Below are 26,009 nucleotides of genomic sequence, written 5' to 3'. Positions count from 1 at the left end.
TTGAGTTCAGATGCGATGTCCGGTCTGTTCATCAAACAGATGCATGACGGACAAATCAAATGAAAGCCCAACCTGATCGCCTACCCTGACATTGCTCTGTCCCTGATGGACAAAAGAAACTTCGGGATCTGTCCGAAAGGAAACATATGTCGATGAGCCTGTTGTTTCGACAATTGACACTTCAAGATTGAGACGTCCATCACCCCATGGGGCCAGACTAATATGTTCTGGCCGAACTCCTACAATAAGCCTCTGGCCCGGGCGTAAAGCCTGGGGCGAACGCAATGGCTTTTCCGCTCCTGCGCCGAGTTCCAGCATCAGCGCTTGTCCATCTGCACCAACAGTTGCAGGAATAAAATTCATCGCTGGCGAGCCGATAAAACCGGCTACGAAGCGGTTGACCGGCTTTTCATAAAGCTCAATAGGGGCACCTTGCTGTTCAATCACGCCATCTTTCATCACTACCACATGGTCAGCCATGGTCATGGCTTCAATTTGATCATGTGTTACATAAACTGATGTCGCATGCAGCCGATCATGCAATGCGCGGATTTCCTTACGCATGTGTACACGCAAGGCTGCATCAAGATTTGATAGTGGTTCATCAAACAAGAAAGCCTGCGGATTTCGAATAATCGCGCGGCTCATTGCAACACGCTGCCGCTGGCCACCCGACAACTCGCGCGGATACCGTTTCATAAGATGGGAAAGGCCAGTTGTTGCGGCCACGTCTTCCGCAGCCTTGCGTGCATCTGCCTTATTCACACCTCGTACCTTCAGGGAATAAGTAAGATTCTGCTCAACCGTCATGTGCGGATAGAGTGCGTAGGATTGGAAAACCATAGCTACATCGCGTTTGCGGGGCGGTACACCGTTCATCAGAGCGCCCGCGATCCGCACGTCTCCTGCGGAAATGCTTTCCAGTCCGGCAAGCGAGCGCAGCAGAGTAGACTTACCGCAGCCTGATGGCCCGACAAGAGCTACGAATGTGCCTTTCTCGATAGCTAGATTGATATTCTTTAGGGCGTGAAAATTACCATAATATTTGTTTACGTTGGATAATTCGATCTGCAGGATCATTTGAGCGCTCCCGAGGTTAGGCCGGATACGATGCGGCGCTGCAAGAGGATGAACAGAGCAAGAATGGGAGTCACATACATGGCCGCGTAAGCCATGATATTATTCCATTCACTTGTATTGGGACCCATGAAAGAATTAAGACCAACACTTGCCGGTTGTAGCTCCACCGCTTGAATGATCGATTTCGAATAGACGAATTCGCCAAAAGCCTGCATGAAAATCAGGATCGCGCTGACAAGAATTCCATTACGGGCGAGCGGCAATACAATATAAAAAAAGGCCCCTACCCGCGAATTACCGTCTACAAGCGCAGCCTCCTCAAGTTCCTGCGGCACAGCCATGAACGTCGCCCTCACCAAAACCACAAAAAACGGCATGCTTTTTGCGGCAATCGCAAGTACAACAGCAAATCGGGGATAGCCAAGAAGGCCAAGCTGAGAAAAACCGACAAAAATCGGAGTAATCATAAGGGACGCTGGCAAAACCTGAAACATCAGAATGAGAAACAGCCCAATATCGACCCAGACATTACGATACCGCGCAAGCACATACGCGCAGCCTACACCGAGGATTGTAATCAGGCTAACCGCGCCTAAAGCTATGATGGTGGAGTTCCAAAGATAGCGCCCCATATTTCGGCTTTGCCAGACATGGCAATATGTATCCCATTGCGCTGAATGCGGCAGAAGCGTCGGAGGATTGGCAAACATTTCCGAACCAGTTTTAAGAGATGTTATATACATCCAGTAAAGCGGGAAAAGATAGATCGCCGCCAACACAAGAGCGATCAAGAGCATGATGCGATTGCGACTTTTCATACTCATCCGCGCACCTCATGACGGGTTGAGCGCACATAAATAGCAGACGCAAGCATAACGAAAACAATCATAATAACCGAAATAGTGGCACCTTTACCAAAGTCATATTGACGGAATGACAAGTCCCACGCCCAGTATTGAGCAACATTCGATGTATTATTCGGCCCACCATCGGTAATAGCTGCGAAAAGATCAAATTGCTGTAGGGTAAAAATCAGCCCCAATGCGATGATGGCGCCAATTGTAGAGCGCATCATCGGCAAGGTTATCGTGTAAAATCGTTGCCAGGCATTTGCGCCGTCCAATTCTGCTGCTTCATAGAGATCGGCAGGTATCGCAGCCAATCCAACTGACAGCAATATCATATTGAATGATGTGCCGAGCCAAACATTAGCTATAACAACCGACCATAATGAAAAGTCGGGATCCGAGCGCCAGAAAATATTGCTGTCAATAATTCCACTTTCACGCAGCAGAAAATTAAGCACCCCGAAATCACCAGACAATATCCAATTCCATACGGCACCAACGACCAGACCCGGCATAACCCATGAGACGAGAAATAAGCCACGCAACCAGGTCGATCCCGGAAAATTTGTCCAGAAGAAAAGAGCCAATCCGAAGCCGATCACAAATTGACCTGCGATGGATGCGACAACAAAAATGAGCGTATTGAACAGGATCGGTAAGGTTTCTGGCTGTCGGAACAAGTCAATATAATTCTTAAAGCCAACAAAAGGTCTGGCAAATGTGCCAAGACTGAACATGTCGACTTCCTGAAAACTCATGATAACGTTGTAGAAAAGCGGCAAGCCAGCCAGCGCAAAGAGAAATGCAAACGGTACGGCTACTAATGCTATATCGAAGCCGCGACCATCTCTTATGCTGGAAAATATTTTCTTCATCGGACACCCCTTTGTTCCGGTCGGGCCACCCATCGTCAAACGACGGGCAGCCCTCCGGGAGGATAAAGGTCGTTTTTTGAGAAAAGCTGGCCGTCCAAGTATGGCCAGCTTCAGAGTCAGCCTTCGATGCGCTTGATCTTTTCAGCAGCCTGATCGAGCGCTTCTTTTGACGACATTTGCCCGGTCAGGGCAGCCTGAATAGCATCCTGCACAGCTTTGGAAATCTTTGGCCATTCGGGCGATGGCCCACGGGGTTGGGCATATTGCAACTGCTCAACAAAGACTTTAAGAGCTGCGTCCTTCTTTTCGTTACCCGTCGTCGGCGCGGGGATATCAGAGCGAGCAGGCAACTGCCCAAAATTGCCAAACATATCCTTGTCCTGAGACACGAAATATTCAATTACCTTGAATGCCTCGTTCGGATGCTTGCTGTTGGAGAAAATCGCCCAGTTGTAATCTCCCATAGCCGATGATCGCGGAGCATCTGCACTCGGTACGGGAAGTAGTGCTACACCCCAGTCAAATTTTGCGTCTTGCACCATACGATCGATCTCCCATGGGCCAGAAATTGCCATAGCCGCATTCCCCGCATTGAATGTGGCAGTGGCATCCCATTGGCTACGGGTTAGCGTATCCGGGGAAGCGAGTTTTTCGGATATAATCTTCTGCCACAATTCCAGCGCCTCCACAGCGCCGTCCGCATTGATATTGCTATAAGAACCGCCCCCCATCTGCACCCATGGCAAAAACTGGAATGTTCCTTCCTCATTGGCCTTTGCAGAAAACGCTAGGCCGTATATGCCCTTTGAGGCATCCGTTAGCTTACGCGAGACTTCATAAAGTTCATCCCAGGTTTGAGGCGGACTATTAGGATCAAGACCAGCAGCTTTAAACATATCTTTGTTGTAATAGAGCGCTATGGTGTTGGTAGCTTTGGGAACACCAAAATATTTGCCATCCCACATCGTCGACTTCAGTGGCCCCGGAAAATAGTTCTCGGTTCTCACAACATCTGATGCCGCAATTTTATCGGTCAGATCAAGGAAGGCGTTTCGTGCCGCAAACATAGCGTGGTACGGATTATCAATAGCAATAACGTCAGGCGCATTACCTGTTGTATATGCCCGCATGGCTTCGCTGGTGAGGTCATCAAACGGGACCTCACGGAACTCGACCCGAATACCATTGTTCAGTTTATTGAATGCTTTCGCTAAATTCGGGGTTGGCTGGCTGTCTCTGTCCACGGCCCATACGTTAATAGTCACCTCTTGCGCCTGAGCGGAAGATCCGACGAACGAAATGCTGGAAAATGCCACAGCCCCAGCAATCAGGTATTTTACGATCCCCATAGTCTCCTCCTCTTTGGTTCTCGTGTCACAGAATTAGAACTCCGATGCTCCGCAGGACTTCACACAAGTCGTTCTAACCTTTTAAAAGCAGAGCATGATTTATCCTAGATTGTGCCCGCATTACCAAAATCTGTTCTAAATAAGCGACCGCTCCTCTGGCCGCTTATTTGTCAAGCCGTACCGGTCGGTTATTCGGGGTCAGCGATGAAAGTTCCGCCACGGCAATTTTTGAGATAGTTCATCGCATGCACCTGTCCGGTCATTTCAAGTTCATCCCGATAAACCGGATCGTGCCAACCTTCGATGTCTATTGATCCCGACCAGCCAGCCAGACGCAATTCTGAAATAACATCTGTCCAGTTCGTGTCGCCAAAGCCCGGCGTCCGCATGAAAACAAATTTTTCTTTCCCGAAAATTCCATGCTCTCTAATGACGTCCCAGCGAATAGTCGCATCTTTGCCATGGACATGGAAAATTTTACTGGCCCATTTGCGGATCTGCGGTATCGGATCGATAAGATAAACCATCTGGTGGCATGGCTCCCATTCGATACCAATGTGATCATCGGGGGTCTCATTGAACATCAGTTCCCAAGCATCTGGGTTATGAGCGATATTCCAATCACCGGTTGCCCAATTGCCGTCCATTGCACAATTTTCAAATGCGATTTTGATCCCCTTATCAGCAGCCCGCTTACCAAGCTCGCTCCAAATTTCCTTATAGCGCGGCAGACTGTCCGTCAGTGGTTTACCGCGTATACGGCCTGTAAAGCCCGCAACACATGTGGCACCGAAGTGATGTGCATTGTCGATGCAATCTTTCCAACCTTGTAGGGTTTCAAGATCAATATCAGTTCTTTCCAAAGGATTGCCGAACATGCCAAGCGTAGATATCGTAATATCACGATCGCCAATCGCCTCAATACAGCGTTTGCCTAGCTCTGCTAAATCCTGACCATTTGTCGTTTGCCAGAAAAAGGGCTGAAAGCTCTCGAAACCCAGATCAGCGATCTGCGCGATACGCTTTGCGGCGTCACCCTTAGTTCCGTTAACCATCGTGCCGATGCGAATGGACTTTACCGGATTACTCATTATTTGCACCTCATGTTGCGATTGTTACGCGTTGATGCAGACGTGCACTTTCAATCGCGCCAATCACCATCGCCAGACTGTTGATATTGTCGACGGACGCGGTTTCGGGCACCGTTCCGTTATGGATTGCATGCAGAAACGACGAGATAACACTCGCGTGACCATGTGTTTCCTGTTCGTTTATGGATTCAGAAACGTTTACGGTATCAAAGCCCTTTAAGAGCCCCTCTTCATTACCCGCGACGGTGGCACGAGGCTCGTTCTCACCATCCCAGGTAATCATTCCTTTTGAACCGACGAGACGCCAGCAACTTTCCCAGCTCGTCCGCTCTCCTTCGGCGCACCACGAGCCGCGATACGTAAACACCACACTGTTGGAAAATTCAAAAATCGCATTGGCTGCCGCACCATGCGTATACCACGACCCCGCCGGATTGGTTTCAAGACAATAGACCGCTTCAGGCTTCTCTCCCGCCACAAACCTTGCCGCATCGAAAGTATGTATCGCCATATCGAGAAGCAACACATTTTGCATTTCTTCTCGAAATCCACCAAAGTGTGGACCGATAAAAAAATCACAATGTATGGCGGAGAGTTCGCCAATCAAACCCTCTTCCACGGCACGCCGCAAACGGCGTATCTCCTTGATAAAACGTCTGTTTTGTACAACAGCGTGAACTTTTCCGGACTTATTTGCCAGATCAATCAGCTGATTTGCTTCAGTGAGCGATGACGCCATCGGCTTTTCGCTCAGCACATGACATCCTGCCGCTAGGCCGGTCGAAACAACTGAAAAGCGCGCCGCGGGGACAACAATATCAAACAGAATATCGGCATTTGTAAGCCTGAGGATTTCCGCAAGATCAGACCCTATGATTGCGTCGGACAGGTCAAACTCTTCCGCTAGCTGTTCCGCTATTTCCCGGCGCAGATCAACCAGCCCAACAACGCGGATCGCTGAGGACAATTCCGGAGACGATCCAATTGCGCGCAGCCATCCCTTAGCCATAGCTCCGCACCCGCATATAACGGCATTCAATGTCACGATTTCCTCCCGATTACAGCGCGCATTCTCCTTAATGCGCACGACCTGTAAACGTTTACGACGCTATGAGATTAATGCTATATGTGTCAAGAGCTGAATAACAGAACGGGAAAATACTATTTGGGAGGGAATAATAATGAGCGGCATACGCCAGCTTGCAGAGCATCTGAATATTTCGATCGGCACTGTTTCACGAGCGCTGAACGGGAAGCCGGACGTCAGCGCAAAAACGCGTCAGCGTGTGCTCGAAGCGGCGGAAGCTCTGGGTTATGTTGCCAATCAGTCGGGGCGCAGCCTGCGGCAAGGCGTGACCAATGTTGTCGGGCTTATGACGGGGAGCACACCGGAATCCGCTGAGAATTCAGACAATTTCTTCATAGGGCTGACGGACGGGCTTCAGAGTGTGTTATCGCAACACAATCTTGATCTTATTATTCTTCCCTGTCCTGAAGGAGAAGATAGCGACGAATACATCAAACGTATGGTCGCCCGTCGTATAGTGGACGCTATGATCATTTCTTCGACCAAACGCATCGACCGACGTATCGATTTTCTGATTCGTGCACGGCTGCCGTTCGTTGCTCTCGGACGCTCACAGTCGGGCGGTTCCCATGCATGGATTGATTTGGACTTTGAAGGGGTGGCGCGATCTGCCGTCAATCGGCTTGTAGCCAACGGGCACAAGTGCATAGCTCTCGCAGTCCCTGACGACGAGACTAATCTCGGCTATCTTTTCCTTGATGGCTATAAAATGGGCCTTGCCGAAAATGAAATTTCATTTGATCCATCTCTGATTATACGCGCAAAATCAAGCGAACAGGGTGGCTATCACGCAGGAAGTGAACTGCTTCAAATGAAACCGCGCCCAACCGCAATTGTGCTAATTTATGACCTTATGGCGCTGGGATTATACAGGCGGCTTGAAGAAGCAAGCGTTTCTCCCGGAACGGATATTGCAGTGATAGGCTTTCGCGAAGAGCCGCGTGGTCGCTTCCTGCAACCAGCGCTGACAAGCTTTCGGCTATCGTTGCACGAATTAGGCGTCTCAGTTGGCCAATTATTGCTCTCCACGATGCCGTTATACAGTTCTGCCTATCCAGCTCAAGAAAAACAGATCATCTGGCCGATGAAACTTATTGAGGGCGAAAGCGGATAGAACATATTTCATCCGCACTGACTAGAAAATTCGGTTTGAGCAGGGGCGAGGCGGTGCGAAAAAATCCGTCTCGCCCCTTAGAGCCCTAACCGTTAACTAGGGGAGACCCCAGCCTGCTGTGGAATGTCGAACGCTGCCATGTAAATAGCACAATTACTGAATGAGCATCAAAAATGCCCATCAGAAACGATTCCTCCAGCCGGTATATTGAGTAGTTAAACCAGCTATTTAATTGAAAGACCCACTATCGCCTTTGCTTTCGGGGCGTTGCTTTGCGAGTTTTTCTCTGTAACCGCTCGCCCGGAAAGCCGCGATTGGTTCTATCGCACCTCCGGCGCGGCGGCGCGCTTCTGCCAAAATTGGTTCAACATCGGTACGATAGGCTCTTTTCAAAACATCCGTCGCCATAAGGGCGTCATTTTCTTCCTGATAAGCCTCCAAAGCTTCACGGTCCACCAGCAGAGCTTGCGCATAGGCGCGGCGGATTTCATTAGCGGATGAAATCAGGCTTTCTAACGGGTCAGTAACATTATGGCACTGATCAATCATATGTGCCGGACTGAAATTTTTTACCCCGCGATATTCAGCATCCACAAGCTCATTAAAAACCAAAAATAACCGATAGGGATCAATCGAACCAGCATCCAGATCATCGTCTCCATATTTACTATCGTTAAAATGGAAACCACCAAGTTTTTCGAATTGGATAAGCCGCGCAACGATCATTTCGATATTGGTGTTCGGTGCATGATGGCCAAGATCAACCAGACATTGTGCTTTAGGCCCTAATGTGGATGCGATCAGATAGCTGGTCCCCCAATCCTGCACCACTGTAGAGTAGAAGGCGGGCTCATACATTTTATGCTCTGTAAAAACTCGCCAATCATCGGGCAACGCTTGGTAGACCTTAGCCATGGAATCAAGATAGCGCTCAAAAGCACGGGTAAAATTCTGCTGACCAGGAAAATTAGATCCGTCCCCTATCCACACCGTCAGCCCGTTTGAACCTACTGCTTGTCCGATTTCGATACATTCAAGATTATGTTCAATCGCCTGTTCGCGAACAGCTTTATCGACATGTGTTAGCGATCCGAATTTATAGGACAATTTCTGTTCACTCGTATCGGCAAATGTATTGGAATTTATAGTATCGAAAGACAATCCCAGCGCATCTGCATGCGTTTTTAACTGTTTAGGATCGGCTTTATCCCAGGGTATATGCAAGGATACAGTGGGAGTTGCACGACTAAGCTGATTGATAATGGCACAGTCATCTAGCTTGTCAAAAATACTTCGCGGCTCGCCCTTACCCGGAAATCGTCCGAAACGAGTGCCCCCGGTCACGGTGCTCCATGAAGGCACTGCAACAAAATATTCCGCCACTTTGTCGGTAATTTTGTCGATCTCAATGCCGCGACGCAAAAGCTGCTCTCCAAGCGCCTGATAGTCGCTATTTAAAGCACGGTCGAAACCGGAATTATGCTCGGCAATAAAGTCAGCCGGAATAAGATGCTCGGACATATTTCCTCCCAGATTGCCCAGATTTTTCATTATGAGACCAGTTTTTCATTGTGGAACATGGCCTCATTTCTGCTGTGATTTTCGCGATCAACGCGGGAAGCTTTGCTGGTTTCCTGCGTCGACATTGATAATATTCCCGGTGGATTTGGCCGATGCATCGCTGGCAAGAAAATAGATGGCCTCGGCAATATCTTCCGGGAAAACATTTTGTTTGAGCATTGAGCGCTTGCGATAATGCTCTTCCAGCTCAGAAACCTCGATATTGGATGAAACAGCGCGCTGCTCGCGCCATTCTCCATCCCAGATTTTTGACCCTCGTAGCACCGCGTCTGGATTGACCACATTCACTCGAATACCGGCCTCAGCACCTTCCAGCGCTAAGCAGCGCGCAAGATGAATTTCGGCAGCCTTGGCCGTGCAATAGGCAGCCGCATTGGGAGATGCGGCAAGACCGTTTTTGGACGCGACGAAGACCACATTGCCGCCAATTTTCTGGCGGCGGAACAGACGAAAAGCCTCACGCGAAACAAGGAAATATCCAGTTGCCAGAATATCCATATTGCGGTTCCACGCACTCAATTCAGTCGTCTCGATGGAAGCTGAAGACGCAATCCCGGCGTTGGAAACCAAAATATCAATGCCACCAAATTGAATGATTGCTTCACTAAAGGCATGCGCAACCGCATTTTCATCGGTCACATTCATCACAATACTGCTAACTTGATCGGGGCCAAATCGCTCAGCCAGCCGCTCATGAGCGGATTTGAGCGATATTGCGTCAATATCAGCAAGAACCACGCAAGCTCCCTCCCCCGCCAAGCGTTCAGCTGTGGCAAATCCGATGCCGCCTGCGCCGCCCGTTATAAATGCAGCGCGTCCAGCAAGGCTTTTCGGCTTCGGCATTCGCTGTAACTTGGCCTCTTCGAGCAGCCAGTACTCGATATTGAAAGCTTCTTGTTCCGGTAAGCCTTGATATTCCGAGACGCTGGAAGCCCCACGCATCACATTAATAGCGTTGACATAAAATTCGGCTGCAATACGCGCAGTCGCCTTGTCACGTGCAAAAGATAGCATTCCCACGCCCGGGATTAGGAAAATCACCGGGTTAGGATCACGCATTTTGGGCGAATTATCGTGCTTGCATGCCTCATAATAGCGCTCATAATCATTGCGATATGCTTCAAGCGCATCTTCCAATTTAGAGATTACAAGATCGACATCAGGCTTGGCCGGGTTAAAATCAACAACCAGCGGCCGGATTTTGGTGCGCAAAAAATGGTCCGGACAGGATGTTCCAAGCGCTGCGAGCTTGCGCAAATCTTTGGAATTGACGAATTCAAGCACTGCATCTTGATCGTCAAAATGCCCGAGCTTTCGTTCATTCTGACCAATAAGTCCGCGGATCTCAGGCATGAGACGGGCGACAATGGCGCGTCTTTGGGATGCCGAAAGACTTTGGAAAGCTGCGCCCCCGAAAGCAGGCTTGCCTGCGGTCTGCGCGTCAAGCCATTGAATAGCCTTGTTAATTGTTGAAAGCGTGGTTTCGTAGCAAGTTTTGGCGTCGTCAGCCCAAGTAAATAGACCATGGCTTTCGAGGATAACGCCCTTAGCATTAGGATTGGCTTTTACAAACGCCTCCAAATCCAGACCGAGCTGAAAGCCAGGTCTCCGCCAAGGCAGCCATCCGATTTCATCGCCAAAAATTTCCTTGGTCAAGCTGCGCGAGTTTTTAGACGCTGCAATTGCAATGATTGCATCAGGGTGCATATGATCCACATGGCGAAACGGTACAAATCCATGCAGTGGCGTATCAATCGAAGCCGCTCGCGGGTTGAGATTAAAGGTGCAATGCGGAAGGAAACCAACCATACGGTCTTCATCTTCAACACCTTTATAGATGGACTTCAATGATTGAAGTTTTTCCTGATATAATGTGGCAAAGCCATCCAGTTGCATGGTTCCAACATCGCCACCGGACCCCTTAACCCAGAGAACCGTTACCTCCTCACCGGTCAAAGGATCGGTTTCTTCTACTTTTGCTGACGTATTCCCGCCGCCATAATTGGTAATACGCTTGTCGGCACCAAGCAGATTTGAACGATAGAGCAGCTTGCCTGGCTCATCCATAATAGCCGCTTTGGCATCATCCCATCTATTTTCGAGAATTCTGCTTTGAGCCACCTTATTCTCCTCCCAAACATCACTGGCAGATCGCTATGCGTCTTTAGACTCCGCCGCAAGCGATATTGCTTTGAGGCGAATATGACGTATTAAAAGAATTAGAGTCAATCAGAAACAGTCAAAAACAATCATTAACCTTATAATATCGATCAAGTTTGATTGTTTGTGATTGACAAGAGCGGTATTTATGCCCGATACACAAATAAGGAGGAGCCATGCACGAACGCGAACGCCACCGCATTATTCTGAGCGCAGTTCAGGAAAAACCGGTGATAACCATTCAGGATCTAGTGGAGCTGACGGAGGCGTCGGTTGCTACATTGCGTCGAGATATTGCATCGCTCCACAATCAAGGCAGGATCAAACGCGTTCGTGGTGGCGCGGAGGCCATTCACCCCCCACAATTTGGAACTCTCACCGGTCGCCCGTTCAAAGTCTCGGAATCCGAAAATCTTGATCTAAAACGTGTGATCGCTCGCGAAGCCGTAGCGCTGTGTGAAGAAGGCGACAGCATCATCATCAATGGCGGCTCCACGACTTTTCAGATGGTTCATTTTCTCGCATTGCGTCGCTTGCAGGTTCTTACCAATTCTTTTGCCATCGCCGAACATTTGTTGCGGCAGTCGAAAAGCACCGTGATTGTACCCGGTGGAGCTATCTATCGCGACCAGAGCTTGATTCTTTCGCCCTTTGACAACGACGTTATCCGCAATTTTTACGCACGGCGTATGTTTATGGGCTGCCAAGGCATCGGCCCTTTGGGGGTGATGGAATCGGATGCGCTGATCATCCAGAGCGAACAAAAGCTGATGGGCCAAGCAGACGAGCTTGTTTTGATGGTCGATTCAACAAAATTCACGCGTCGCACCAGTCTCATACTTTGCCCGCTTGAGCGTGTAAGCACGCTGATTACAGATGATGGCATCTCCGATGAGGCGCGGCGCATGGTGGAGAATGCGGGTATCAAGCTCATTATTGCGCAAGGATCCGCTAATACCGGGAAGGCTGATTCACATGGAGGTTCGGTAGAACTGGCCTGAGCGGATAGAATAAACTGATGTCTTTACTGGGAGGAACAAGACATGAAATTATTTAAAGCATTAGCAATTGGCACAGCTTTAGCGGTGGCTTTCATGGCAAATTCCGCACAAGCTGCAGATATGAAAATCGCGCTTGTCGCCAAATCCCTTGGTAATGGCTTCTTTGAAGCTGCAAATAAGGGTGCGCAGGAGGCAGCAGAAGAGTTGGGCGGTGTCGAAATTATTTATACTGGCCCAACCTCTACGACGGCTGAGGGCCAAATCGAGGTTATCAACTCGCTGATCGCGCAGGGCGTGGACGCTATTGCTATTTCAGCCAATGATCCGGATGCGGTCGTTCCTGCTTTGAAGAAAGCAGCGCAGCGCGGCATCAAAGTAATCTCTTGGGATTCTGGTGTCGCACCTGAAGGCCGCATCGTGCACCTCAACCCATCTTCAAATGAACTGATTGGTAAAATGTGCCTTCAGCTCGCAGCAAGTCACCTTCCCGATGGTAAGGGAGATTTTGCAATTCTGTCGGCGACCACCACTTCGACAAACCAGAATATCTGGATCGACGAGATGAAGAAACAGCTCGGCGATTTCCCGGGTCTTAATCTGGTTACGACAGTCTATGGCGATGATCTAGCCGATAAAAGCTATCGTGAAGCGCAAGGATTGCTGACCTCACATCCCAATGTGAAAGTTATTGTAGCACCTACAACAGTGGGGGTACTTGCCGCCTCACAAGCGGTGAAAGATGCAGGGAAAATTGGCGAAGTTTACGTAACTGGCCTGGGTCTTCCATCAGAAATGGCTGGAGCCATCAAGTCTGGTGCGACCAAGGAATTTGCAATCTGGAATCCTATTGATCTGGGCTATTCTGCCACCCAAATTGCCTATCGTCTTGTCAAAGGCGAGACAGACGGCAAGCCAGGCTCAGAAATAGAAGCCGGGCGGATGGGTAAAATTAAAATCGGCGAAAATGGTGAAGCCGCGATGAGTGATCCTTTCGTCTATGACGAAACCAACATCGATGAATTCTCCAAGATTTTTTAATCCAGCTAGGCGGGATGCGCCCAAGCATTCCGCCTTTTCACTCAACTGATTTAGACAGTTGTGATTTGACTTCAGGTATTGCGATGAATGCAGCTTTTCAAACTGCCGAGCGCCCGGGAGCGGCTGTTTCAAACACGCCGCTTCTTGAAATGCGCGGTATCACCAAGACTTTTCCCGGTGTGCGAGCACTGGATAACGTCAATATTGCGCTTTATCCCGGCAAAGTAACTGCATTAATCGGCGAAAATGGCGCGGGCAAATCCACGCTGGTTAAGATCCTGACAGGAATTTATCAGCCCGACGGTGGTGAAATCCGCATCGATAACAAGCCTGTCAATTTCAACTCCGCACAAGATGCAACCAATCACGGCGTCACCGCAATTCATCAAGAGACCGTGCTTTTCGATGAGTTGTCGGTCGGTGAAAATATTTATCTTGGTCATGCGCCGCGTACAAAATTGGGCTTCGTTAATTGGAAAGCTGTGTTTGCGCGCTCACAAGCCTTGCTATCCTCGCTGGAAACAACAGTGGATGCGCGGATCAAACTCAAAGAACTTTCAATAGCTCAGCGTCACCTCGTAGCGATTGCGCGCGCACTTTCGGTTGATGCGCGTATCGTCATTATGGATGAGCCCACCGCGGCTCTTTCGCACAAAGAAATCGAGGATCTGTTCCGAATAGTGGACCGACTGAAATCACAGGGAAAGGCAATCCTTTTCATCAGCCACAAATTCGATGAAGTCTATGAAATAGCAGATAATTACGCTGTCTTTCGTGATGGGCAAGCCGTTGGCAGCGGGGCTTTAGCCGGCACCACGCAGAATGATATCGTGCGTATGATGGTCGGAAGAACGGTAGAGCAAGCATTTCCGAAACAAAATGTGAAGATCGGAAAGCCCGTTTTAAGGGTGGAAAACTATTCGCATCCGACTGAATTTAGAGACATTTCTTTTGAGTTGCGAAAAGGCGAAATCCTAGGATTTTATGGTCTTGTTGGTGCTGGTCGGTCCGAGTTTGCACAATCCCTTTTTGGCATAACGCAGCCATCGACCGGCAAGGTGGTGCTGGAAGGGCGCGAGATCAGCATCCGTCGCCCGGGAGACGCCGTGGCCAATGGCATCGTCTATGTGCCTGAAGAACGCGGCCGACACGGCGCGATACTTCAACTCCCTATCTATCAAAACATCTCTCTGCCCTCACTATCTCGCACCTCCCGTCAAGGTTTTTTGCGGATGGCAGAAGAACTGTCGCTCACGCGCAAATATGCTGAACGTTTCGATTTACGTGCGGCCGCTCTCTCGGTGCCGGTAGGCACCTTGTCGGGCGGCAATCAGCAAAAGGTGGTGATTGGCAAATGGTTGGCCACAAATCCGAAAGTCGTCATTCTTGATGAACCCACCAAAGGTATCGATATCGGCTCGAAGGCGGCTGTGCACGCTTTCATAAGTGAACTCGCGGCTGAGGGTCTCAGCATTATTATGATCTCATCGGAGCTGCAGGAAATAATTGGCATGTCTGACCGCGTCATTGTCATGCGCGAAGGGTTGATGGAGGGCGTTTTTGAACGTGCCACTCTTGACGCAGAATTGCTGGTACGTGCAGCAACTGGAAATGTGGGGTAGTCAATGAAACAGTTGCTCAAGCAGCGTGAACTTCTGCTCCTTATCATCATTGGAGTTATGATAGGGCTTTTTGCCAGTCGCGCGCCGGGCTTTGCTAGTCCGAGTAACCTTGCAATTATTTTTAACGATACCTCAATCTTGATCATTATCGCACTTGGGCAAATGGCTGTCATTCTCACCAAGGCGATTGACTTGTCGGTTGCCGCAAATCTTGCCTTTACCGGCATGGCAGTCGCGATGCTAAACGCAGCTTTTCCCGAACTACCGTTAGTTTTTCTGATCATCTCAGCGATAGGAATTGGCGCGATTCTTGGGGCCATCAACGGAATTCTTGTATGGAAACTCAATATTCCGGCAATCGTGGTGACGCTCGGCACACTTACGATCTACCGTGGCATGGCCTTTGTTCTTTCCGGCGGCTCCTGGGTGAATGCCCACCAGATGACCGCATCCTTTCTTAATACGCCGCGAAGCCTATTATTCGGCCTTCCATTACTCGGCTGGACCGCAATTTTCATCATAATTGCAATCCATATCATCATGACACGCAGTTTTTTCGGGCGCGCGCTATACGCATCTGGTGGAAACCCCACAGCCGCTGTTTATACCGGCATTGATGTCGGGCGCACTCGGTTCTTTGCCTTTGTGCTTTCCGGCGCTTTGGCTGGGCTATGCGGTTATCTTTGGGTCTCGCGCTATGCCGTCGCTTCTGTCGATATCGCCGCTGGTTTTGAGCTAGACAGCGTTGCAGCCTGTGTTATTGGCGGGATTTCCATACTCGGCGGCATTGGCTCCGTTGCTGGCGCTGTGCTGGGCGCGTTGTTCCTTGGCATAATCAAAAACGCTCTCCCTGTAATTAACATTTCTCCCTTCTGGCAGATGGCGATTTCAGGTTCCGTGATCATCCTTGCCGTCATCTTTAATGCGCGACAAGAAAAGCGGAGCGGCCGCATCATATTGCGCGATAAGGCGGCAAAAACTTACGAGGAGGCAGCCACATGAGTAACGAGCAGCACCGTTATATTCCTGATCGCTTGGGCACACCTCTGTCGCGCTTTTTCGGAAGCTGGGAAATGCTATTGCTAAGCGTTGCGATAGCGATTTTTATCATCAATTCTTTCGCTTCCCCTTACTTTCTAAATGCCTGGAACCTTTCAGATGCGACCTTTAATTTCACAGAGAAAGCAATGATCGCTTTTGCGATGACACTGCTCATCATCTCTGGGGAAATCGACCTATCGGTTGCCGCCATTATCGCACTTGCATCAACAGCCATGGGCGCTGCTGCTCAGCTAGGCGTCGGCACATCTGGCTTGGCGATGATTGGCATCGGGACGGGTCTGATTTGCGGCGCGGTGAATGGTGGTCTAGTTTCTGGCCTGAGACTACCTTCAATTGTCGTGACCATTGGCACGATGAGCCTGTTTCGAGGCATTTCCTATATTGTTCTCGGCGATAAGGCTTTTGGTGGTTATCCAGAAAGTTTCGCCTATTTTGGCCAGGGCTATATTTTTTGGGTTATCTCGTTTGAATTCGCATTATTTGTGCTTTTTGCGGTCGTTTTTGGGGTTCTGCTCCACGCAACCAGCTTCGGTAGACGTGTCTATGCCATAGGCAACAATGAGTTCGCAGCCCGGTTTTCAGGCATTCCCGTCGAAAGAACGAAATTTACCCTATTTCTGCTCACCGGGCTTATGAGCGGAATTGCTGCCGTCTGCCTCACCTCGCGTTTAGGGTCTACCCGCCCATCCATCGCACAAGGATGGGAATTGGAAATTATAACTATGGTCGTGCTTGGCGGTGTCTCAATCTTGGGCGGCTCAGGCACAATTTTCGGCGTGGTGATCGCCGCATTTGTTATGGGGCTGGTCACTTTTGGCCTCGGCTTGCTCAACGTACCGGGCATTGTGATGTCAATCTTCATTGGCTTGCTACTGATCATCACAATTTCACTGCCTACCATTCTTAGGCAATTCAAAGTGAGGCGTGCAGAATGACACAAGAACGTTATGCATTTCGGATGAAGCTTAATGCCGGAATGGAAGCAGAATATCGGCGTCGTCACGATAATATATGGCCAGAGCTCGTTTCTCTCCTACGGGACGCCGGCATTTCAGATTATTCCATCTATTTTGACGAAGAAACCAATTGCCTATTTGGTGTGCTGACACGCACAGCAGATCATAAAATGTCCGCCCTGCCCGATCATCCAGTAATGAAAAAATGGTGGGCTTATATGGCGGACATTATGGCGACAAATCCCGATAATTCGCCAGCTTCCATTGACCTCAAACCCGTTTTTCATATGCCATGAAACATATCGCCATTCTCGATATAGGCAAAACAAATGCAAAACTAGTCGTTCTGGATGCCAGTTCCGGCGAAGAAATTGCATCTCAACGCATACCCAACGCGGTGGTGCACTCTGGCCCGTATCCGCATTACGATATTGAAGCATTATGGCGATTTTTTTTAAAAAGTCTTACTTCTTTCGCCCATGACCCGGGATTTGATTCCATCTCAATCACAACGCATGGAGCATCAGCAGTTCTCGTTAGAGAGGATGGCAATCTGGCTTTGCCCATGCTGGATTATGAATTCAATTTTACTGACGAAATCCGCAACGAATATAAAGCTATCAAGCCAGATTTTAAAGAAACCTACTCGCCTTCTTTATCCCATGGTTTAAATTTAGGATTACAACTTTATTTTCTAAGTAAAACTTTTCCTGCTGAATTCGCTCAGGCCAAATTTCTTCTTACCTATCCGCAATATTGGGCATGGCGGCTAACCGGCTGCGCAGCAACTGAAATTACCTCGCTTGGCTGTCATACCGATTTATGGCTTCCAAAGTCAGCAAAATTCTCATCACTTGTGGACCGGTTGAATATCCGCGATAAAATCCCACCTTTGCGCTCCGCTTTTGACAGGCTTGGTCTCGTTTTACCGGAAATAGCTGCGAAAATCGGACTGGAAAAACCTATTCCAGTTCATTGTGGCATTCATGATTCCAATGCTTCTTTGCTTCCACATTTGATGAGCCGGAAGCAACCATTTTCAGTCGTGTCATCCGGAACCTGGATTGTCAGCTTTGCCGTTGGTGGCGATTTGGACAGGCTGGATCCAAAGCGGGATATGCTCGCCAATATTGATGCTTATGGAAAAGCTATTCCTTCGGCCCGCTATATGGGTGGTCGCGAATTTGAGCTTATGACCGAAGGATTAAAGCCCAAACTGCCAGTGGGCGCCGATCTTGCGCAACTCATTTCACAGGTAATAGAAAAGCGCATCATGGCTGTGCCTTCGGCGGTACCAGGCTGCGGCCCTTATCCAAATTCACATCTGCGCTGGCTTAACTCTAGCACCGCAAGCCAGTCAGAACTCTATGTCGCCGCCTCTCTCTATGCCGCGCTGATGACGCGCACCTGCCTGCAATTATTGGGTGCTTGCGGTCCGATCATCGTAGAAGGGCCTTTTGCCGCGAACCCTATCTATACTCAGGCACTGGCAAATTTTTCGCGTAAATCGGTGGAAGCGATAAGAGGGTCCACCGGCACGTCACTTGGGGCTGGCCTGCTTGCCGGTGCACATCTCCCTGCCATCAGAGGCAAGATTTACCAAGCTGAATCTTCGCTTTATGCCGAGTACGAAAGGGAGTGGCTGAAGAATACAATGTCCCTATTGTGACTACTTTAAATGAAATCCTATTAAGATCACGCTCTATTGCAAAATCGCATCGGTTAGCCGCGCTGCTGCTTTTTGAGCCTTAGAGCAATTTTTCTCGCGCGCCGGGCTGTCTTTTCATCACAAAAAAGCACATTGCCGATTCCCGCAAGAAGAACTGCCGCAATGGCATTAGCTTTGTTTAATCCCCCCGAGGTGAAAACAACTCGTGGGACTTTTCGGAGCTCCTCGAATGAGGGAGCAATAGCACGTTCATTGATGGAATGTTTGATAGGCTTTCCGTAGCAATCGATAAATTGCGCAACAACGTCGCCACATGCGCCCGCAGCCAAAAGTTCATCCACTGTCACATCGGTTGGAAGACCATAGCGCATCAGGAGCGAACTATCTGTCATATCTCCTATGGTAAGAACCATTATATCATTGGTCTTAATACGGCGAAAAGCTTCTTCGAAAACATCCTGACTTATAATCGCATCGCGCGACCGCGCGCTTCCAGCGTAAATTGGTGCCGCAAGATATGCACATTGAGCATTCAACTGGCGCGCCAAATCGCTCGCTATATCGAATGTATTGATTTCAATACCATGAGTAAGCCCGCCCATAACCGAATTAACGCATATTTCCGGTCGTTTTAATGCCGGTATACACCTGACCATTTCCCGCAGCGTCGCGCCCCAGCCGACGCCAAGGCCGGTAATTTTTGTCGTATTGATCTGCTGCACAAGATAATCCGCTGTCGCCTGGCCCAACAGCGCCGGAATTAACTTTGGATTTTCCGGAGTGGGGATGATCGTTACATGGTTGAGGGAAAACTCTGCCATGAGCTGCTGTTCAAGCTCGACACAGGATTTTAGCTTCGAATTTAGAGTTATTGTTACCAATCCTGACTTGCGCGCTTCGGCAATGATCTTGTTTACACGCAAACGATTGGTTGAAAGCATATCTGCAATCTCTAACTGAGTGCAGCCTTCCATATAATAAAGCCAAACCACCCGTACCTGCATTTGCTCATCAGAGGACGCAGCCATCATTCGGGAAACAACTCTGTCGCTTGTCATTCAGTCCTCGCAAATCATGTCGAGTTCTAGGGACGATCGGAAAGCCGGGATTATTATTTCCAGCGAGTAGCACGAAATTCAACTGCGTGCATCTGCCCATCATTATCTTTCATATGTAAATGCCTGTTTACATATGAAAGATAATGAGTACTCTGCGGCAAGTGAGGAGGAATCGCGAAATGCTCTCAGGATTCGACAAGTGTCGAATTCGGTCTGTGCTCTCTATCACGGGCCAATGAAACATCGCGTTCCGTTGGAAACCGGCAATGTGTGAGACGAACTTAGCTGATATGTTGAAGAGAGATGCCGAGGCTATTGGCCCGCTTAATAATATCGACCTGGTGATTTTCGATTGCGATGGTGTGCTAATCAACAGTGAACCCATTGCAAGCCGGACACTGGCAGAAATGCTACAGGATGCCGGTGTTTCCATTTCCGCGGAAGAGGCGCATGTGAAATTTACCGGCAGTTCGGAATCTATCATCCGAGCCATATGCGAGAAGGAATACGGCCTTACGGACATCGACGCCCGGTTTAAAAATTGGCATGCAGGGCTTTTTGCCGAGTTTGCCCGCTCACTTGAGCCGATGCCCGGTATTTTCGAAATTGTAAACAGTATCGACCGGCCCAAATGCGTTGCTTCAAACAGTACTTTGGAGAGATTGCGCGAAAGTCTGGGTAGGCTACCGCTGTGGGATCAGTTCGATCCTCATATTTTTAGCGCAGAAATGGTCGCAAGACCCAAGCCCGCCCCTGACTTGCTTCAGCTATGTGCGGAAAAATTCGGTGTGCGGCCTGAACGCTGCGTGATGATCGACGATAGCCCCCATGGCGTGTCTGCGGCTGTCTCGGCTGGTATGATGGCGATAGGTTTTGTCGATCCGCTCGATCCGCGGCCCGGTCGAGCGCCGTTACTATCTGCTGATGGCGCCCAAATCGTTGTCGAAGGCGCAGCCGAACTGCCAGCCGCGCTACAATCGATAAATCTTATGCTGGGTAAAAAATGACCATGTGCTACTCATGCTTGGCGGCGCTAAAAGACCGAGATTTAAGGTCCGAAATGGAATCAAAATATCCTGCAAAGCAAGCAGTGCATTTGCAAACCTTAACAGACAAATGTAAATTAGCGCATGACACTATATCCGTTAGCGGAGTGCCAATGTAATGGTTTGTGTAATACAAATTACCGATACGCATCTTGGTCGTGACAAAACTCATTTTAACGAGAATTGGGAGCCTTTAGCTGCTTGGCTTTCCACTCAAGCGCCTGATTTGATCATCCATACGGGAGATATCAGCGTCGACGGTGCCGATGTGGAAGAGGATTTCTCATTTTGCACTGAGCTTATGGAAGAGCTTGCAGCCCCTCTGCTCGTAACCCCGGGCAACCACGACGTTGGCGAACCAAAGAATCAGCATCAGCCTACTAATGTAGACAGGTTGGATCGGTGGAACCGCTATTTTGGCGCTGATCATTGGGTCAAAGATATTGAAGACTGGCGCTTGCTCGGATTCAATTCGATGATTTTCAGCTCCGATCTCCCGGAAGAGGAAACACAATTCCGCTGGCTCGAAAAACAGATGAGTGAGGCCGAAGGCCGCCGTATTGCTTGGTTTACCCATCAACCTCTTTTTATCAATAATTGGAACGATGCCGATAATGGCTATTGGTCAGTGAAAGCGGGTCCCCGCGCTCGTTTACACAAGCTAGCCGAACGCTTCGACGTCGGTCTGATTGCTAGCGGGCATCTACATCTTTCCCATGATTTCACGCTGGATGGCATACAATTTGTCTGGTGTCCTGCGGCGGCATTCGTCGTTGGCCCGCAAATGCAACCCCCGCTTGGTGGGGAAAAACTACTCGGAGCAGTGAAATATATATTTTCTGGCCGGGACGTTACTTTTGAACGCATCCACTTGCCACAGCTCAAAGAGATGTGGATCGATGATGTCGTCGCTGAAGTCTACCCACCTCGGTAAACATAAACCACGTTCGGAACGATAAAGGTCGTGAGCGTGGATAAGGCAATTGGAGGAAAGCCTTTGTCGCAGGTTGATATTCAAAATATCACCAAGTCATTCGGAAGCCAAAAGGTTCTCGAGGACATAAATATTTCCATTCGTGACGGCGAATTTCTCACCCTTGTGGGCCCTTCTGGCTGCGGTAAATCTACTCTGATCCGCATTATTGCGGGACTTGAGCGCCAGACTTCGGGAACCATCGCGGTAGAGGGTCGAACCGTAGATCATTTGCGTCCGCACGAACGCCAGCTTTCGATGGTTTTCCAAAGTTATGCGCTGTACCCGCATATGACGGTCTTCGATAATATCGCCGTACCGCTGACGGTGCAGAAACTTAACCTGTTCGAACGATTACCTCTGATAAAGCATCTCTCGCCACGTCGGCGAAACGTGATGCGCGAAATTACGGATCAGGTTGTATCCGTTGCCGAATTGCTGAAAATCGACACTTTGTTGCATCGCAAACCAGCCCAACTCTCAGGCGGGCAGCGACAACGCGTAGCGCTGGGCCGAGCAATGGTGCGGGATCCTTACGCGTTCCTGATGGACGAACCTTTATCCAATCTGGATGCCAAATTACGCGTCCATATGCGTACGGAACTGACAGACCTGCACCGGAGAATGGGTGCCACCTTCATCTATGTCACCCATGACCAGGTCGAAGCCATGACCATGTCAGATCGAGTAGCAATGATGGATGGCGGGAGAATACAACAGCTTGGCACTCCTGCCGAACTTTATGAAACGCCCGCTAATCTGGAAGTAGCTCGTTTTATTGGCAGTCCCATTATCAATACGATGCCTGCCCATGTCGGATCGTCTGGCCGGGTTGAAATAGAAGGGAAAGATGTTGGTATCATCGTTGATTTGCCCCAAGGCACCCAAATAACGCTCGGCATACGGCCAGAAAATTTAAACATCCACCCTGTAACTGATGAGATAGAGACTGGTTATTCATTCGAGGCTTGCCTACGCCGGATCGAAAACCTTGGAGCGGAGCTGCTTTACCATTTCGATGTAAAGGGCCTGGAAGGAACAGGGCTTGTTACGCGAACCCAAGCTCGTTTCCCGGACTTGGCTGAGGGAGAAGCTGCAAGACTGGCATTTGAACCTGCATCTTGTCATGTCTTCGGACCAGATGGCCAACGGGTTCAGCAGCAGGGTGAAGTCAAGAAAATCTCCGCATCGGGAAGAGTGAGCCATGGTTGAAAATGCTGGTATAGCCAGAAACAACAATGTGGCGTTTCGGGAATTCATCGAAAAGATAAGAGGGTTTGGATTTGCCGCCCCGGCATTTTTGCTCCTTTTATTGCTCCATATTATCCCATTACTCGTGCTGGCAGTGCTGAGCCTCACCGACTACCAGTTTGGCGATTTGTCGTTGAATTTTATTGGTTTGAAGAATTTTGCCAACGCCATGCAAGACGATGCCTTTCGGCGATCTATGGTAAATACCTTCATTTATGTAGCCATTGTCGTTCCCGGTTCCGTGGGATTTGGACTGCTTTTTGCCCTTTTGGTGCATGGGCGCACAAAGAGCCGACCAATTTATGAAGTGATATTCTTCCTACCCGTCACAGCAACGCTTATTGCAATGGCCTCGGTTTGGAAATTTCTTCTCCATCCTTCCTTGGGGCCGATCAATGCAATCATCACCATGATGGGCTTCCAACCAATCAACTTTTTGAGTGATCCAGTCTATGCACTGCCCACATTAGCGGTCATTGGCATATGGCAGTTGGTTGGCTTTAATATGGTGCTATTCCTTGCAGGGCTTTCCACCATTCCTAAAGACCTTTACGAAGCTGCGGAAATAGACGGTATTGCAGGTCCGATAGACCGCTTTTTGACCGTAACCTGGCCGATGCTCGGGCCGACCACCATGTTCGTGCTGATCACCACTTCGATCACCGCTTTCAAAGTCTTTGATACGGTTGTCGCGATGACGCGGGGCGGACCACAAGGATCGACAGAAGTCATTCTTTACGCGATCTATCTTGAAGGTTTTCAGTATTTCTCGACTGCCTATGCGGCTGCACTGACATTGGTTTTTCTCGTATTTGTCCTGATCTTCTCGGGAATGCAAACCTTCCTCATTGATAAGAAAGTGCATTACTGATGACGGTTCAAGCAACATCCAGACGCACTTACGCCGGGCGCTCGAAAAGGGCAGTCCAATTTCGGCGTCTGCTATCTTTTCTTCTCGTCCATAGCATTTTGATAATCGGGGCCATTTTCATTGTGGCGCCATTTGTCTGGATGTTGGTCACCTCGATCAAACCACCTAATGAAATTTTCAGCGCACAATTGCGGTTGTGGCCAATGCAATTTTATGGGTTGGAAAACTATAGTTTCGCACTCAATAGCGCGCCGCTTCTTCGTTTTGCCCTCAATGGTGTCATTGTCTGCGTTGGAATCTTAGTGGTGCAATTGCTCATCGCAATTCCCTGCGCCTATGCGCTCGCTAAGTTGAAGTTTGCCGGTCGCAATCTCCTTTTCATATTAATATTGCTGGCGCTGGCAATTCCCATTCAGGTTCCGGCGCTGCCGCTTTATATTGCGCTTGCTTGGCTCGGTCAGTTGAATAGCTATTTCTCACTGATGGTGCCTTTTTTCCTGTCTGCCTTTGCAATTTTTCTGTTTCGGCAGTTTTTCCGCAGCTTTCCCGACGATATTATCGACGCGGCCCGCCTAGATGGCATGGGCGAATTCGAAATTATTTGGCGCATCGTGACACCAAGTGCAATGCCAGCGATTGCTGCATTCTCGGTCTTTTCGGTGGTCGCTCACTGGAATGATCTTTATTGGCCGCTGATTGTCATTTCTAACAATCAACTGGCAACGCCCCCATTGGGCATGCTGTTTTTCGCTGATGCTGAAACCGGTTCAAATTACGGAGCCCTCACCGCCGCTGCCACTATTCTCACAGCGCCACTGGTTGCCTGTTTCATTTTGGCTCGTCGGCGTTTCATTCAAGGTATCACCATGACAGGCGTAAAATAAAACAAGCGGACAAACCGTTTTTCAAAGGAGGATCAGATGAAATATTATGCAACCATCGTTGCTGCGGCTGCAATGACGATGCAGCTTACAAGCAGCGCATTGGCCGAAGATGTCACCCTTGACATTTTATACGCTCAACCGGGCTTCGCGAAGTTCCATGATCCAATCGCCGATGCGTTTATGAAAGAGCATCCGGACATCAAAATAAACTTCCTTGCACCGGCTAAGGATTACGATGAAGGGCATCTGCAAATGCAGCGGCTGGCGGTTACAAATCAGCTGCCGGATTTGTATTTTCCTGGCTATCATTTGTTAGGAGAGCTTGCCCGCACGCTGGCTCAGCGCGATCAGATTATCGACCTACAGCCATTGCTTGACGCTGAGTCAGACGAGTGGAAAACGGAAAATTATACGGACTCAATGCTACAATTGGGGATCGTCGACGGCACCAAATATGGCATGGCGTTTAATGCGTCCTTACCTATTCTCTATGTCAACGAAACCGCAATCGAGAAAGCTGGCTTAGACCCCAAGGATATCCCCAACAACTGGGATGAACTGCTGGAGCGCGCCAATAAAATTCACACAGCCGATCCAAATGTCTCCGGGATTGGTTACACGATTTATGACTGGCCGGATGATTGGCTTTGGCAGACTATTTTGCGCCAACAGGGCGCGCAGCTGGTTGACCCAGAGACTGGAAAAGCCGGTTTCGATAACGAGAATGGACTTGAAGCACTTAAAATTCTTCGCCGTTTCGTAACCGAAGGTGGTGAATCCTTGCTCGAATTTGAACAGGCACGCCAGCGTTTTGCTGCCGGACAAACGGCATATTTTGTCGATACGCCCGCACGTCTGGCCCAAATCATCGACCTTGTTGGCGATCGCTTTACGTTGAATACCGCTAAGGTCCCACTCAACAATAAGGAAACAGGCGGTTTTCCCACCGGCGGTAGTGCTGGCATTATCCTTACGGATGACGAAGCCAAGCAGAAAGCTGCATGGGAATATCTGAAATTCGCCACCGGTCCAGTGGGCCAAACAATCGTGGTTGAAACCACCGGCTACCTACCCACCAACAAACTGGCTCAAGGCCCCGATTATTTGGCGCCCTTTTATGAAAAAGAACCACGTTTCGCAACTGTCGCGTCCCAGATGGAACTCGCGCGCCCATGGGAGGGATATCCAAAAGGCTCGTCAGTACGCATATGGCGGGCACAACGCGATATTATTGGCAATGTCATGCGGGGGGAAATCAGCCCTGAGGATGGTCTGAAGTCGTTGGTCGAAACAACCAATGGCTTGATTAAGTAAAGCGCGGTTTCGTGGCGGGTTACCCGCTCAGAAATGGTCAAAAGCAAAGTGAAGGCGGTCAAGCCGCCTTCATTTTACG

General features: G+C 49.3%; 23 protein-coding genes. 14 read left to right on the top strand and 9 right to left on the bottom strand.

Annotated elements, in window-relative coordinates:
* Window positions 1–6 precede the first annotated feature (6 nt).
* The 6 genes from C7374_RS10615 to C7374_RS10590 all read right to left on the bottom strand — a co-directional run bounded on the left by C7374_RS10615 (window position 7) and on the right by C7374_RS10590 (window position 6,288).
* Window positions 7–1,080, bottom strand: coding sequence for an ABC transporter ATP-binding protein (locus C7374_RS10615; protein ID WP_111575602.1), 1,074 nt, complete (start codon window positions 1,078–1,080; stop codon window positions 7–9).
* Window positions 1,077–1,904 carry a carbohydrate ABC transporter permease gene (locus tag C7374_RS10610; protein ID WP_111575601.1) on the bottom strand — a complete coding sequence of 276 codons (828 nt, stop codon included), beginning with the start codon at window positions 1,902–1,904 and terminating at the stop codon, window positions 1,077–1,079. Before C7374_RS10610 ends, C7374_RS10615 begins: the two co-directional genes overlap by 4 nt.
* Window positions 1,901–2,803, bottom strand: coding sequence for a carbohydrate ABC transporter permease (locus tag C7374_RS10605; protein WP_111575600.1), 903 nt, complete (start codon window positions 2,801–2,803; stop codon window positions 1,901–1,903). Before C7374_RS10605 ends, C7374_RS10610 begins: the two co-directional genes overlap by 4 nt.
* Before the next feature lie 116 nt (window positions 2,804–2,919).
* A complete protein-coding gene (locus C7374_RS10600) occupies window positions 2,920–4,152 on the bottom strand; it encodes an ABC transporter substrate-binding protein (RefSeq protein ID WP_111575599.1) in 1,233 nt (410 codons plus the stop codon).
* A gap of 188 nt (window positions 4,153–4,340) precedes the next feature.
* Entirely contained in the window at window positions 4,341–5,243 is a 903-nt protein-coding gene (locus C7374_RS10595; protein ID WP_111575598.1) for a sugar phosphate isomerase/epimerase family protein, read from the bottom strand.
* 10 nt (window positions 5,244–5,253) lie between these two features.
* Complete coding sequence (locus C7374_RS10590) at window positions 5,254–6,288, bottom strand: Gfo/Idh/MocA family protein (protein WP_111575597.1); 1,035 nt, start codon at window positions 6,286–6,288, stop codon at window positions 5,254–5,256.
* A gap of 136 nt (window positions 6,289–6,424) precedes the next feature.
* Here C7374_RS10590 and C7374_RS10585 point away from each other — a divergent pair, with 136 nt between their 5' ends.
* Window positions 6,425–7,444, top strand: coding sequence for a LacI family DNA-binding transcriptional regulator (locus tag C7374_RS10585; RefSeq protein WP_111575596.1), 1,020 nt, complete (start codon window positions 6,425–6,427; stop codon window positions 7,442–7,444).
* 228 nt (window positions 7,445–7,672) lie between these two features.
* Here C7374_RS10585 and rhaI read toward each other — a convergent pair whose 3' ends face one another.
* Window positions 7,673–8,965 carry an L-rhamnose catabolism isomerase gene (rhaI, locus tag C7374_RS10580; RefSeq protein ID WP_111575647.1) on the bottom strand — a complete coding sequence of 431 codons (1,293 nt, stop codon included), beginning with the start codon at window positions 8,963–8,965 and terminating at the stop codon, window positions 7,673–7,675.
* An 87-nt stretch (window positions 8,966–9,052) separates the two neighbouring features.
* Window positions 9,053–11,092, bottom strand: a complete 2,040-nt coding sequence (locus tag C7374_RS10575) for a bifunctional rhamnulose-1-phosphate aldolase/short-chain dehydrogenase (protein WP_245412636.1) — start codon at window positions 11,090–11,092, stop codon at window positions 9,053–9,055.
* Between the two features lie 269 nt (window positions 11,093–11,361).
* Between C7374_RS10575 and C7374_RS10570 the strand changes: the two genes are divergently transcribed.
* From C7374_RS10570 to C7374_RS10540, 7 genes are all read left to right on the top strand, one after another.
* A complete protein-coding gene (locus C7374_RS10570) occupies window positions 11,362–12,186 on the top strand; it encodes a DeoR/GlpR family DNA-binding transcription regulator (RefSeq protein ID WP_111575594.1) in 825 nt (274 codons plus the stop codon).
* A gap of 42 nt (window positions 12,187–12,228) precedes the next feature.
* Window positions 12,229–13,224, top strand: coding sequence for a rhamnose ABC transporter substrate-binding protein (gene rhaS, locus C7374_RS10565; RefSeq protein WP_111575593.1), 996 nt, complete (start codon window positions 12,229–12,231; stop codon window positions 13,222–13,224).
* An 83-nt stretch (window positions 13,225–13,307) separates the two neighbouring features.
* On the top strand, window positions 13,308–14,846 hold the full coding sequence (locus C7374_RS10560; protein ID WP_111575646.1) for a sugar ABC transporter ATP-binding protein: 1,539 nt from the start codon (window positions 13,308–13,310) through the stop codon (window positions 14,844–14,846).
* A gap of 3 nt (window positions 14,847–14,849) precedes the next feature.
* Window positions 14,850–15,848 (top strand): ABC transporter permease, encoded by a 999-nt coding sequence (locus tag C7374_RS10555; RefSeq protein WP_111575592.1) that lies wholly within the window; start codon window positions 14,850–14,852, stop codon window positions 15,846–15,848.
* Window positions 15,845–16,843: an ABC transporter permease gene (locus C7374_RS10550; protein ID WP_111575591.1), complete on the top strand. Its 999-nt coding sequence runs from the start codon at window positions 15,845–15,847 to the stop codon at window positions 16,841–16,843. The genes C7374_RS10555 and C7374_RS10550 overlap by 4 nt, the downstream gene beginning before the upstream one ends.
* Complete coding sequence (rhaM, locus tag C7374_RS10545) at window positions 16,840–17,160, top strand: L-rhamnose mutarotase (protein WP_111575590.1); 321 nt, start codon at window positions 16,840–16,842, stop codon at window positions 17,158–17,160. The genes C7374_RS10550 and rhaM overlap by 4 nt, the downstream gene beginning before the upstream one ends.
* A complete protein-coding gene (locus tag C7374_RS10540) occupies window positions 17,157–18,533 on the top strand; it encodes an FGGY-family carbohydrate kinase (protein ID WP_111575589.1) in 1,377 nt (458 codons plus the stop codon). Before rhaM ends, C7374_RS10540 begins: the two co-directional genes overlap by 4 nt.
* Window positions 18,534–18,586: 53 nt before the next feature.
* Here the strand turns inward: C7374_RS10540 and C7374_RS10535 are convergent, their stop codons facing one another.
* On the bottom strand, window positions 18,587–19,591 hold the full coding sequence (locus C7374_RS10535) for a sugar-binding transcriptional regulator (RefSeq protein ID WP_111575588.1): 1,005 nt from the start codon (window positions 19,589–19,591) through the stop codon (window positions 18,587–18,589).
* A gap of 266 nt (window positions 19,592–19,857) precedes the next feature.
* On the opposite strand from C7374_RS10535, the gene C7374_RS10530 reads away from it, so the two are divergent.
* The 6 genes from C7374_RS10530 to C7374_RS10505 all read left to right on the top strand — a co-directional run bounded on the left by C7374_RS10530 (window position 19,858) and on the right by C7374_RS10505 (window position 25,930).
* The gene (locus C7374_RS10530; protein WP_374850442.1) at window positions 19,858–20,598 is read left to right on the top strand and encodes an HAD family hydrolase; all 741 of its coding nucleotides are present in this window, start codon (window positions 19,858–19,860) and stop codon (window positions 20,596–20,598) included.
* A 157-nt stretch (window positions 20,599–20,755) separates the two neighbouring features.
* A complete protein-coding gene (locus C7374_RS10525; RefSeq protein WP_111575587.1) occupies window positions 20,756–21,571 on the top strand; it encodes a metallophosphoesterase family protein in 816 nt (271 codons plus the stop codon).
* Between the two features lie 30 nt (window positions 21,572–21,601).
* A complete protein-coding gene (locus C7374_RS10520) occupies window positions 21,602–22,822 on the top strand; it encodes an ABC transporter ATP-binding protein (RefSeq protein ID WP_245412627.1) in 1,221 nt (406 codons plus the stop codon).
* Window positions 22,815–23,732 (top strand): carbohydrate ABC transporter permease, encoded by a 918-nt coding sequence (locus C7374_RS10515; protein ID WP_111575586.1) that lies wholly within the window; start codon window positions 22,815–22,817, stop codon window positions 23,730–23,732. Before C7374_RS10520 ends, C7374_RS10515 begins: the two co-directional genes overlap by 8 nt.
* A gap of 140 nt (window positions 23,733–23,872) precedes the next feature.
* Entirely contained in the window at window positions 23,873–24,616 is a 744-nt protein-coding gene (locus C7374_RS10510) for a carbohydrate ABC transporter permease (protein WP_245412635.1), read from the top strand.
* A gap of 36 nt (window positions 24,617–24,652) precedes the next feature.
* The gene (locus C7374_RS10505) at window positions 24,653–25,930 is read left to right on the top strand and encodes an ABC transporter substrate-binding protein (RefSeq protein WP_111575584.1); all 1,278 of its coding nucleotides are present in this window, start codon (window positions 24,653–24,655) and stop codon (window positions 25,928–25,930) included.
* Window positions 25,931–26,009: the final 79 nt, after the last annotated feature.

Origin of the sequence: Falsochrobactrum ovis (genome assembly GCF_003259955.1) — a bacterium.
GTDB lineage: Bacteria > Pseudomonadota > Alphaproteobacteria > Rhizobiales > Rhizobiaceae > Brucella > Brucella ovis_A.
The sequence above is the reverse complement of the archived record's forward strand: the minus strand, read 5'-3'. Positions and strand labels throughout refer to the sequence as shown.